This is a genomic window from Leptospira perdikensis, assembly GCF_004769575.1.
In the GTDB taxonomy this organism is placed as follows: domain Bacteria; phylum Spirochaetota; class Leptospiria; order Leptospirales; family Leptospiraceae; genus Leptospira_A; species Leptospira_A perdikensis.
In genome coordinates this window covers 29,469-41,833 of record NZ_RQGA01000003.1, presented here as the reverse complement: position 1 = coordinate 41,833, position 12,365 = coordinate 29,469, and the positions used below count along the sequence as shown (strand labels likewise).

The window sequence follows — 12,365 nt, the reverse complement described above, 5'->3', positions numbered from 1 at the left end:
CCTCCTAATGAGCAGCTAAGTCGAAACTTTTTAGTATATTCTCACGAGATTCCACTTTGTATTTGATTACATCGTCATCGTGAACTTTACCGAGCCCTTCCAAAAGAATGATATCATTTTCAGAAATCCCCGACTCTACAACAAAGAGATGAGGAATTTCATTTGCTATTTTGATCTCAGTGGCTTTGATTTTACCTTTAAGATTGATTATATATACATAGTGTTTATCTAACACTTCGAAAGTTGCTTTCTGAGGAATGATCAAAGCATCTTTCAGTTTTTCATGAACGACAACGTTACCTGTTTCTCCGTGGCGTAAAAGTCTATCTGGATTGGAAAATGTCGCTCGAAAGGGAATGGTACCGGTTTCACTGTCGAATTCACCTTCAATAGTATCGGCGACTCCTTCATACTTAAAAAATTGGTTATTTGCCATTAGAAATTTAACTTTTAATGGTTTGTCCCCTGATTTCTTTTCACTTGTGAAATTCAGATAATCCTTTTCTGAAACATTGAAATAAACCCAAAGTTTAGAAATATCTGAGATTGTTGTTAAAAGCGTTCCTTCTTCTACCAAACTTCCCAAACGAACTTGGAATCGATCTGTAATCCCTGTAAACGGTGCTGTTACTGTTGCTAAGTTGAGATGGATTTGTGCCAGATCCATTGTGGCTTTGTTTTTCTTCAGCCTTGCTTTGATTAATGACAATTCTGTTTGAGATACCACATTCTCTTTAAAAAGTTTTTCTGTGTTTTCGTACTCTATCGAAGTGGATTCATATTCGGCTTTTGCTTTGTCATACTGAGCATTCACAAGCATAGGCATCACTTGAAAAAGTTTTTGGCCTTTTTTCACAACTTTCCCTTCATCCATATAGATGTTGGTTAAATATCCTTTTTCAAATGCTCTAATTTCAATCCGTTGGATGGCTTTCACTTGGGCCACATAACTTTTTTCAATCGTTACTTCTTGTTTCCAAGGGTAAGCTGCTGTAAGTGAATTTTTTTCATCATGATTGCGGGAATGACAATCCACTAAAAAGAAACTGGATAAGGTTACACTAACGATAAGTATAAAAAATTTACGAAACTGCGAATTTGTAGGTTCTAGAGAAAATTCCATGGTATCCTCACTTTGTTCAATCGAAAGTTGAAACAAATGATTTTGATCTAAGATCATCCGGCGACATAACAATTATGCGCCATTCAAGGTAAAAGATGTTAGATGGAATTTTGGGGAGGGGCGCGGTTCTTCTGTCTTTTTAAGATTTGATTGGAAATGGGTTCCTGAAGACGGAAACTTAAATATTCAGAGGAAATTTCAACAAGTGAGGGAATATACGAAGATAAAGATGAATGAATGTGATTTTGGTGAAGTGAATCTAACTTGGCTTCTTCTTCGGTTGGTTCAGAAATATTGTTAAGGAATACGTTTAAATCGTACAAACTTGAGGTATTGTAAGATTTTGTTTTAACGTTGGTCGTAAGACTCGCTGGGTACCCTTCAGTGTTTGTACTGATGAATACAAGTGAGAATAGCATGATCGCGATCCTACTTGCGATAGTCTTTGTCATTACTTGAACCATCTACTGCCAGCGAATTCCCAAAAGGAGAATTGTCAACAGTTTAAAACAATTCTAAATCTAATTCAATTTTATTAATACTGAATGTTAGATTTAATTGTTTCTTAAAAATTTTCTATTTTGCAAAAATAACAGCTTCATTTGGGAACAAAACTAAATCTCCAGTGTCCAACTCCTTTTCTAATTCAAAAGAGGAAGTTCTGTTTGCTGAACTAAATAAAATTTCGTTTAACACCCATTTTCTTGGATAAGAAACACTTATTGGTTTTGATGAGAAGTTTAAGAATACATATGTTTCTTCTTTACCTTCTCTTCGTCGATAGTAAAGCACTTGTTTGTTTGTACTAAGTAATACTTTTAGTTTACCTTTTCTTAATGACTTCCTATCTTTTCTTAACTGAATCAGTTTTTTATAAGTAAAAAAAAGTGAATTTGGATTTTCTTTCTGAGATTCCACGTTGACCGAGTTTGCATCTTCATACAAAGGAAGCCATGATTTTCCTGTTGTAAATCCAGTGGTATCCGAACCATTCCAAGGCATAGGAATTCGTTCAGGGTCACGGCCTGGATGGAAAGGCCAATAACGTTTACCTACTGGATCTTGGATTTTATTATAAGCAACTTTCTGGCGTTTCATTCCAATCTCTTCACCGTAATAAAGAAATGGAGTGCCACGAAGAGTTAACATCATACAGGCGGCAAGTTCCGCACGTGCTTTTGTATCAGCACCTTTTTCGTACCTAGTGATATGACGTGGGAAATCGTGGTTAGAAAGAGTATAGTTGGGCCAATTATCTTCCCCGAGAGCAGATTCAAAATCTTTTACAATTTGAAAAAATCGTTCTGCTTTCCAAGGAGAGAAAAGGAACATAAAATTAAATGCAAGATGTAATTCATCATCACGGCCACAGTAAGTTGCAGGAAGGAGAACATTTCCAGGAAAATCTTGCATGATTTCACCAACAAACATTCGTTTTTCGGAATAGGAATCTAGAAGTTTACGCATACGACGAAGAATCCCGTGCATTTCTGGACGGTCACGATCATAGGCATGAACTTGTTTATCGTAAGGTCTTGGGCCTTTCATAAAGTAAGAAGCATTGTTACGTAAAAACTCATCTTTTACATATAAATTGACTACATCCAATCGGAATCCATCAACGCCCATATCCAACCAATACTTCATCATTTTGAAAATGGCATCTTCAACATCGGGGTTACGCCAGTTGAGATCTGGTTGTTCTTTAAGAAAAGAATGGAAATAGTATTCGCCAGTTCGTTTGTCATATTCCCATCCAGAACCACCAAATGCACCGAGCCAATTATTAGGTGGTCCACCGTGATTTGGTTCTTTCCAAATGTACCAATCTCTTTTGGGACTATTAACTGAGGATCGGGATTCAATAAACCATGGATGGAGGTGAGAGGTATGGTTGACTACCAGGTCCATTATGATTCGAATTCCACGTTTGTGAGCTTCTTTTAACAACCGTTTAAAGGTCTGAATGTCACCATAAACAGGATCAATTTCTTCGTAATCAGAGATATCATAACCAAAATCAAACATGGGAGAGGGGTAAACTGGCGATAACCAAATGGCATCAATCCCAAGGGAATCTTTGGAACCTGCTAGGTAATCCAACCTTTGGATGATTCCTTCTAAATCCCCAATCCCGTCTCCATTGGAATCCTGAAAACTACGCGGGTAGATTTGATAGATAACTGCTTCTTTCCACCATACCATATTAAAAGTTAATCTCCATGATTCCTTGGTTTTCTTTTACTCTTGCAACAGAGAGGATTTTTTCTTTGATTGCGAGTAGTAGTCCCGTATCTTCAATTTTTTTACCATTTTTAGTTTGGATATGAAAGGAGTCGTAAGCAAAATCCGCACTGGTTGAGATCCTAACAAATATCACTTCTAGTTCAAAGTCGAGTAATGTTTTTAGAATTCGATACACAAGTCCAATAGAATCGGGGACTCTGACTTCTAATACAGAATAAGATTCAGAAAGGTCGTTGGCAAATTTTACCAGTTCCTCTACCATTCCATCAGGAATTTGTGGCAGAGTTTTCCAAATGTTCGTTGTGGAGGCCAAATCTTCGATATTCGTTTTCCCTTCGATACAGTCAGCAAGTGTAGATTCAATGTCCAAAATTTGTTGTTCTGCGATCTCACCACTTCCATATTCATCGGTGATTTGCGCTTGTAAGATGAGTTGGTCTTCCTCTGTTCTAAATAAACGTAATCCTACTAAATTAAGTCCTAATGAGGAGATAGTTCCTGATAAATCAAGTAACATTTGTTTGTCGGATTGTGCAAAAATGGACAAAGTCACAAAAGCTGGTTCTCGCTCTGTGATCATTCGGAAGGGAAGTCCCGAGATTTTCCATTCAGAAAGTAAAATAAAATGTTGGTACACTCGTCTTGGAGTATTGTAATTTAAGTAGGAAGAAGGTTTAATTTTCATTCCAAACTCAACAATATGTTCGGATTGTTCGGCAGTGAGACCCTCTTTTTCGACTAAGTATGTCTCCAAAGTGGATTCGATCCGTTCTTGGGTATCCGCTTGATTTCCTTTTTTTTGTAAATAGGTCAAAGTGGATGTGAATAGAAAGTGGAGAATTTCCTTTTTCCAGTTGGTTAGGATTCCTTGCCCTACCGATTTTGTATCGATAATGGTAAGAATATATAACAACCGCAAGGTGTTTTCATTCGAAAACTGTTTGGCAAAGGAAGATATGAGTTTGGGGTCGTAAATATCTCTTTTGGAAGAAAGTTCGGACATCACAATGTGCTCTGCGACAAGGAAACGTAAAAGTTCTGTATCTTCCTCTGACAAACGAAAACGTTCTGCAATAATGAGAGCAAGCTCTGCACCATATTGGCTGTGATCACCTTCCTTTACTTTTCCTGCATCATGGATGAGAATCGCTAGTGCTAAAATTTCGATTTTTTCACATACGTTAAAAACGTCTTGTACCTGTCTATCTTCCCATAAGTCGGCAATGAGAACATCAAGTTCTCTTAAAATAAGAAGAGTATGTTCGTCCACCGTGTATTGATGATGATAACTAAAGAGTGGAAAGTTTGTGCAAGCTCCAAATTCAGGGATTAGTTTTCCTAAAATGTTACATTCATGCATGAGTGTGAGTGTATGCCCGATTCTTTTTTTCTGACGTAACATCGATAAAAAAGTATCTAAAACAGATTTTTGGTTTTTGAAATCATCATCTAAGAAGTGTGATGCGAATCTGATTTCGTTTAAATCAATCCTGGATGGTTCTTCTTCGTTTAATTGGGACTCTGCAAAAAATTGAATGATGTCATCATACAAACTATCTGGATTGGAAAGTTCTTTGTGAATACGTTTTTTGTTGCTATTTGTTTTTTCATCCAAATAGGTTCCAATGTAAAAATACACTTCCTTTTGGGCTTTGTAAAATTGACTCATAAAGGATTCGAGAGTTTTAATTTCGTTTTTTGGTCCAAAACCTAAAAATTCAGCCACCTCAGCTTGTAGCCCTAAATCCAATCGATCGTTTTTCCGCCCGCTAATGATATGAAGAGCTGATCTTGTGAGAATTAAAAAATCATAAGCTGATAATAGGGGAAGACTATCTCCAATCAAATAAAAATCAAAAATTCCACCTTCAGCAGAATCAAGTAAAGGGTTTGTTTTTTCGATCCAATACATATGTTGTATATCACGAAGTCCTAATGGATCATTTTTAATATTAGGTTCGGAAAGAAGGATAGGATTATAAGAATTGATGATTCGTTCTCGAAGATAAGACAACTTCCATTCATTGAATCCTTTGATTTTTTTTTCAGGAATTTTTTCTAAAAAATCTGTTTTGTATTTTTGAAAAAGAACTTCAGAGCCCACAAGAAATCGCGAATCAAGAACAGCATGGAAGGTTTCGATTTGATCCAAATACAAAAAGGATTCTTTGATAGTGCGGCAGGAGTGCCCCACTTCCTTTTCGTTGTTATATAAGAATGTATTAATTTTTGATATGATTTCGCCGAGGACTTTGTCAGAAAGTTTTCCGTCATGTAAATAGAGAAGGTCGATGTCTGAATATGGAGCTAGTTCCCGGCGACCATAACCCCCCACGGCAATCAAACAAAGATGGTCTTTAAGCGGAATTCCATCGGAGACTTCGTAAAAAAGAGTCCGAATGGCATCGTCTACTAGATTACTCAACTGGCGTGTGAAGAGTCTGCCGGAGGAAACTGTTTTGGCTTTTGGAAAGGTCCTTTGCAGTTTTGCCTTGAGTTCTGATTTCATCATGTTAAGATGGGATCTCCTACCTTATTGGACAACTTTAACATGAATCCGAAGATTAAAATCACAATTCAGTTTATTTTCAGCCATCTTTCCGCCTATCTTCTCGTTTCCATTCCTTACTTTCAGTTGGTAATGAAGGAATATTATGAAGGAGAGGCTGCCGTTTTCCCATTGTTTCTTGTCACGGCAAACGATGGCGCCGTTTGGTCTAGAGCTATGTTTTGGTTGTTTCCGTCTTTGATTTTTCAGGCATTTTTAATTGTAAGTTTTTTAATTTTGATTTGGGACTGGTTTCGTTTACAAACCTTCAGCAAACAAATGTTTGTTTTGGTTTGGATGAGAACGATCCTTGGTGGTCTTGCAGCCATTTCCCCTGCTGTAGGAAGTTTGGAAGGAATGGTATTTTTGATTCCAGAAGTTTCCCTTTCGATTCATATTTATGTGGTATTTGAAATCTTTTTACAGTCCCTTGTACAAGCAGGAATTTTTCTTACACTCGTGAATCGCGGGAAAAAATCATAAATACTGGTTCACTTCACCATGAGAATCAAATCAAATTTGAAAACATTCAATGATAAATGAAACTGAGATATAATTTTATGCACATTCCTAATCTTTCATTTCTAAATGCTTTCGGGACGAACCTATTTCGTTTTCCCAATCAAAGAATCAAAATTCTCCTGATCGGAATATTTTACCTTTCCACCAATCTTTTGTTTGCTGATGGTTGGGAATCTTCGATTTGGAAGGAGAAAACTTATCGCAACCAAAGAGTATCGAGTGCTGATCCTACCAATGGAAATGATGACTTTATCAAAATTCCAAAGAAAAAAACAGTAACCATTGCAGAGATCAAAACAAGAGGTGTGATCAAACATATTTGGATGACCCTTGCCAGCAAAGATGTAATGGCCAGAAAAAACGCTGTGATTCGGATGTATTGGGACAACCAGACCCATCCATCCGTGGAAGTTCCGTTAGGTGAATTTTTTGGTCAAGGTTGGGGAGAAGAATACATTATGAATTCTGCCCCGCTTGTGGCGGCTCCCAAAAAAGGAAAGTCTATGAATTCTTACTTTCCTATGCCCTTCGAATCAGGTGCAAAGATAGAAATTGAAAATGAATCGGACGAAGATATCAGTAATTTTTATTTTTATATTGATTATGAAGAATGGAAGGAACCTCTAAGTTCCAATTTACGTTTTTTTGCGCAGTGGAACCGAGGTATTACACAACCTAACACGACAAATGGGAAAGAAAACGAATGGGGACTTCTTGGTGAAACAGAAAAAACAGTTTTTAAAAAGGAAAATTATTTCTCAGTTCTCGAAACAGAAGGTAAAGGTCAGTTCATTGGCCTAAATTTGTATGTGGATTCTCCCACACCACTTTGGTATGGTGAAGGGGATGATTTGATTTTCATTGATGGAAACCAAACAGTAGCCAATCTAAAAGGAACAGGAACCGAAGATGTTTTTAACACAGCTTGGTCACCAAAAGAAATCTTTATGCATCCATACTTCGGATATCCACGAGTTTCTGATTCGATTGGTTGGTTAGGTAGAACTCATTTGTATCGATTTTGGGTAGAATCCCCCATTCGTTTTGAAAAAAATTTCCTATTCTTACTAGAGCATGGGCATGCAAATTCCTTGACCTTAGATTTAATCTCTGTTGCTTATTGGTATCAAGGTCTGAATCCAAAACCAATGAAGGTTTTGCCGAAAAAAGAATTCCGTGTCAACAAACCGGAGATTAATTTTCGTCACATCCATAAATGGCGGGATTCATTCCGAAGCGAAAAAGGTTATGGGGAAATTTGGGGCAATGAATGAGATCAATACAAATATGTTTGCGAGAGAAATTGTATCCCAATCGATCGATGCAATTGTCGTTTTAGATACAAATAACAATATACTTTATAGTAATTTAGCGTTACAGTTGTTAACTGGTTACTCAGAAGAAGAGTTACATCAGAAAACATTTTCCTTCCTATTCCCTCCCAACGAACGGGGAGAACAAAGTTCCATTGAAACCTTTGTTAGCTCCAATGATTCCCATTATATCGCCGGATTTTTAAAAGAACTGGAACTTGTAACAAAACCGAAAGGGACCATCCCTGTAGAAATCCGTGCCTTTATGATTCGTAACGAAAACCAGGTCTTTTATGCGGCCATCATTCGAGATGTACGGGAACGTAGAAGACTCGAGGAACAAAAAAACGTTCTCATCAATAGTTTGAAACGCCTGGCTTATATGGATGAACTCACCATGTTGCCAAACAGACGTTCCTTTTCTGAAAGTTTACAAAAAACGGTCGCTACCGTCAAACGCCGCAACCGTGAATCGGTTCTTGCAGTTCTCGACATCGATCATTTCAAAGTCATTAACGACACCTATGGTCATGATATTGGGGATTTGGTTTTGAAAAAAATGGCCAATATCTTTGTGGATTGCCTTAGGGAAGAGGATACGATCGGAAGGATTGGTGGGGAAGAATTTGGTTGTATCTTACCGGATACCACAACCGAAGGAGCTACCATTGTTCTTGACCGACTCCGCGAATCCGTCGAAAACCACCGGTTTTTCATTTTCGATAATTATTACCTCAATATCACTCTGAGTATAGGTTACACCAAAGTGCATCCCATCCAAAAACCAGAGGAAATCTTGAAGTTAGCGGACATTGCTCTCTACCAAGCCAAGAACCATGGCCGCAATCAGATCCAAGTTTATCCAGTGTGACATAAATTTAGCAGATTCTTCTAAACTCTGCTAAATTTCCAGACTCCAATTCCCTTCCTGCTTGACGAAAAAATCCCAAATCCGTAAACTTTAAGCATAGATTAGCACTCTAATCATCAGAGTGCTAAAGGAAGTGCCAAGAAGGATATGGATCTTTCGCCTAGACATCGTTCTATTTTGAAAGCTTTGGTTGAGGAATTTGTTTCGGACAACAAACCGGTCGGATCCAAAACCCTTTCTGAAAAATACGATATCGGAGTTTCGCCGGCTACCATTCGGTCTTGCCTAGCAGAACTAGAAGAGATGGGTTTCATTGTGGCACGTCACACTTCGGGAGGTCGGATTCCGACGGAACGAGGTTACCGGTTGTATGTGGATAGTTTGGTAACTCTTTTTGAGTTAACCATGCGCGAAAAACAAAGGATCCAAGAAGAATATCTTCGGATGCAATTTCGATTGGATCAGGTGCTTGTTGCGACATCCAAAGTATTGGCTTCCCTTTCACAATCGGCGAGTGTGGTTCTCGGTCCGGAAGGATCACTTGATACACTCAAACATATAGAACTCATCCATGTAAACGGTGGAGAGGTTCTTATGATTCTTGTTATGCGGTCAGGAACTGTGCTCAATCGAAATATATTTTTCGATTATCACATCTCACAAGAGACTTTGTACCAAATTTCAAGGTATTTGAATGATAACGTCAAAGGTTTTGATGTTCATGAAATTCAAAGTAATCTGATTCCTCAGATGATGATAAAAAAAGAAGGTCCAGAAGGATTTTCTCAATTTGCACCATCCATTGCAAGGGCCATGGGATCAGACAGTTTGTCCGTTGATAATTTATATATCGATGGATTAAAAAACTTATACGAAAACTTTAAGGATGAAGAGGAACAATTAGAAAACATCCTGCATCTATTTGATGAAAAACAGTTCCTCAAAGAGTTTTTTAGCGATTATGTTCCGATGGATGGTGTTTATACCATTATCGGAAAAGACGGCAACGAGAAGTTAGGTGGCGTAACCATCATTACAACTAATTACCGTATGGGAGAAAAGAGGATTGGTTCCATGGGAATCATTGGTCCTCAGAGGATGAATTACAACAAAGCATTACCTTTGATTGAATTCACCTCGAAGTTAGTTTCAGAAATGATAACGAAATTGAGCAGATAGTAGGAGGAAAAATGGCAGAAGAAACAAACCAATCCGTGGATGAACAAACTGTGGTAGTCGAAGAAGGACAGGCCATGTCGGATGAAGCCATTGAACAAGCAGTAGAAGGTGCCGAGAAAGAACTCGATAACGCTAAAAAGGAAATCGAGACGTTAAAAGATTCTTGGTTAAGAGAACGTGCGGAGTTTCAAAACTACAAACGTAGAACTGCAAACGACTTGTTAAATGCAAGAAAAGAATCCATCAAGAAGTTCGCAGAAGGCCTAACAGGTGCTTTGGACAACTTAGAACGAGTTTCTAATGTTCCGAACCAAACTCCGGAAGTAGTCGCTTTCGTTGAAGGGATCAAGATGGTTCAAAAGGAATTTTATTCCGTATTGGAAAAAGAAGGAATCAAACGTTTAGATCCGAAAGGAATGGCGTTTGATCCTATGCTTATGGAAGCAATTGCTTCTGAGGAAAGTGCAGAGTTTACAGAAGAGACTGTTGTGGAAACTTACCAAGCTGGTTATTACCATGAAGAAGGTGAAAACAAACAATCTATTCGCCCTGCACGTGTGAAAGTGGGAAAACCACAAAGTTAATATTAGTAAGAAGGAGAAGACTATGTCTAAGGAAAAAATTATCGGTATCGATTTAGGAACCACTAACTCTTGTGTGGCGGTTATGGAAGGTGGAGACCCTGTTGTCATTCAAAACTCAGAAGGGGCAAGAACCACTCCTTCGATTGTTGCCTTTACCGCAAAGGGTGAAACCATTGTAGGTCAGTTCGCAAAGAACCAGGCAATTACGAATGCAATCAATACAATCCGATCTGCGAAACGTTTTATCGGTCGTCGTTTTAACGAAGCTGGTGACGAATCAAAGATGGTATCTTACAAAGTGATCCGTGCTGGAAATGACGGTGTCAAATTTGAAACCGTTTCTGGTGAATTCACTCCACAAGAGATTGCGGCTCGTGTTCTTCAAAAAATGAAGAAAACAGCGGAAGACTTTCTTGGCCATGAAGTAAAAAAAGCAGTGGTGACTGTTCCGGCTTACTTCAATGACGAACAAAGACAAGCAACAAAAGATGCAGGACGAATTGCAGGCCTTGAAGTGGAACGTATCATCAACGAACCAACAGCAGCAGCGCTTGCTTATGGTTTTGATAAGAAAAAAACTAGCGCAAAGATCGCCGTATATGACTTAGGTGGTGGAACTTTTGACGTTTCCATTCTCGAACTTGGTGATGGCGTATTCGAAGTAAAATCCACAAATGGGGACACTCATCTTGGTGGTGACGACTTTGATAACGTGGTTATGCAGTGGATGATCGACGAATTCAAAAAACAAACAGGAATTGATATTTCTGGAGATAAAAACACAGTACAACGTTTGAAAGAAGCTGCTGAAAAAGCTAAAATCGAGTTGTCTGGAACATCTTCCACTCAAATCAACCTTCCATTCATCACAGCAGATGCTTCTGGTCCAAAACACTTGGATATGACACTCACCAAAGCAAAGTTTGATGAAATTACAAGATCACTTGTTGAAAGAACTCGTATTCCATGTATCAATGCATTAAAAGATGCAGGATTATCAGCGAGCGAAATCGATGAAGTTATCCTTGTGGGTGGATCGATTCGTATCCCTGCGGTGCAAGCTCTTGTAAAAGAAATTTTTGGTAAAGAACCAAATAAATCTGTAAACCCTGATGAAGTGGTAGCTGTTGGTGCTGCAATCCAAGGGGGAGTTCTTGCAGGTGATGTAACAGATGTATTGTTACTCGATGTAACTCCACTATCTCTTGGTATTGAAACTCTCGGTGGAGTGATGACAAAACTCATCGAAAGAAATACAACCATTCCTACAAGAAAATCTCAAGTGTTCTCTACTGCTGCAGATAGCCAAACAACAGTTTCGGTTCATGTATTACAAGGGGAACGTGAGATGGCTAGTGCCAATAGAACACTTGGTCGTTTTGACTTAGTGGGAATTCCATCAGCACCAAGAGGAGTACCTCAAATCGAAGTAACATTTGATATCGACGCAAACGGTATTGTTCATGTATCTGCGAAAGATTTAGGAACAGGAAAAGAACAAAAGATTCGTATTGAATCTTCTTCCGGATTGTCTGAAGAAGAAATCAAAAAGATGGTAAAAGATGCAGAAGCACACGCAGAAGAAGATAAAAAACTTCGCGAAGCCGCTGATACTAAAAACGAATTGGAAGCAATTGTTTACCAATTAGAAAAAACCATCGGTGAATCAGCTGACAAACTCGACGAATCAGAAAAACAAAGAGCTCAGGACGAAATCAAACGCGGCCGTGAAGCAATGGAATCTGGTGACGTAGAAAGAATGAAAGCTTCTCGTGATTCTATCCAAGAAGTCGCAATGCAAATTGGACAAAAGATTTATTCGCAAGCTGGTCCTGAAGCAGGAGCTCCGGGTGCAGACCAAGCAGGTGCTGCTGGTCAAGGTGCAAGTGAATCTTCTGCCGGTGGCGAAAAGGTCGTTGATGCGGATTACACCGTAGTTGATGAAGATAAAAAATAAATAGAGAAAAAGAAGTAAAAC

Annotated in this window: 10 protein-coding genes; 6 read left to right on the top strand and 4 right to left on the bottom strand. The window is 38.5% G+C overall.

The genetic code is table 11. The features are described 5' to 3' along the window. Positions 1–4: 4 nt before the first annotated feature. The 4 genes from EHQ49_RS01460 to EHQ49_RS01445 form a co-directional block, all read right to left on the bottom strand. Positions 5–1,123 carry an efflux RND transporter periplasmic adaptor subunit gene (locus tag EHQ49_RS01460; protein ID WP_244241294.1) on the bottom strand — a complete coding sequence of 373 codons (1,119 nt, stop codon included), beginning with the start codon at positions 1,121–1,123 and terminating at the stop codon, positions 5–7. Positions 1,124–1,221: 98 nt separating this feature from the next. After that, positions 1,222–1,542: a hypothetical protein gene (locus EHQ49_RS01455; protein ID WP_135575666.1), complete on the bottom strand. Its 321-nt coding sequence runs from the start codon at positions 1,540–1,542 to the stop codon at positions 1,222–1,224. 157 nt (positions 1,543–1,699) lie between these two features. Next, positions 1,700–3,328 (bottom strand): glycoside hydrolase family 13 protein, encoded by a 1,629-nt coding sequence (locus EHQ49_RS01450; RefSeq protein WP_135575664.1) that lies wholly within the window; start codon positions 3,326–3,328, stop codon positions 1,700–1,702. A gap of 1 nt (position 3,329) precedes the next feature. After that, the gene (locus EHQ49_RS01445; protein WP_135575662.1) at positions 3,330–5,882 is read right to left on the bottom strand and encodes a [protein-PII] uridylyltransferase family protein; all 2,553 of its coding nucleotides are present in this window, start codon (positions 5,880–5,882) and stop codon (positions 3,330–3,332) included. Positions 5,883–5,921: 39 nt separating this feature from the next. Between EHQ49_RS01445 and EHQ49_RS01440 the strand changes: the two genes are divergently transcribed. From EHQ49_RS01440 to dnaK, 6 genes are all read left to right on the top strand, one after another. Further along, positions 5,922–6,401 (top strand): hypothetical protein, encoded by a 480-nt coding sequence (locus EHQ49_RS01440; protein ID WP_135575660.1) that lies wholly within the window; start codon positions 5,922–5,924, stop codon positions 6,399–6,401. Positions 6,402–6,457: 56 nt separating this feature from the next. Continuing rightward, positions 6,458–7,714, top strand: coding sequence for a glycoside hydrolase family 172 protein (locus EHQ49_RS01435; protein WP_244241293.1), 1,257 nt, complete (start codon positions 6,458–6,460; stop codon positions 7,712–7,714). Continuing rightward, positions 7,707–8,624 carry a sensor domain-containing diguanylate cyclase gene (locus EHQ49_RS01430; RefSeq protein ID WP_135575658.1) on the top strand — a complete coding sequence of 306 codons (918 nt, stop codon included), beginning with the start codon at positions 7,707–7,709 and terminating at the stop codon, positions 8,622–8,624. The genes EHQ49_RS01435 and EHQ49_RS01430 overlap by 8 nt, the downstream gene beginning before the upstream one ends. A gap of 147 nt (positions 8,625–8,771) precedes the next feature. Next, on the top strand, positions 8,772–9,803 hold the full coding sequence (gene hrcA, locus EHQ49_RS01425; protein WP_135575656.1) for a heat-inducible transcriptional repressor HrcA: 1,032 nt from the start codon (positions 8,772–8,774) through the stop codon (positions 9,801–9,803). A gap of 11 nt (positions 9,804–9,814) precedes the next feature. Further along, complete coding sequence (gene grpE / locus EHQ49_RS01420; protein WP_135575654.1) at positions 9,815–10,387, top strand: nucleotide exchange factor GrpE; 573 nt, start codon at positions 9,815–9,817, stop codon at positions 10,385–10,387. A gap of 22 nt (positions 10,388–10,409) precedes the next feature. Next, positions 10,410–12,344, top strand: a complete 1,935-nt coding sequence (dnaK, locus tag EHQ49_RS01415) for a molecular chaperone DnaK (protein WP_135575652.1) — start codon at positions 10,410–10,412, stop codon at positions 12,342–12,344. Positions 12,345–12,365 lie beyond the last annotated feature (21 nt).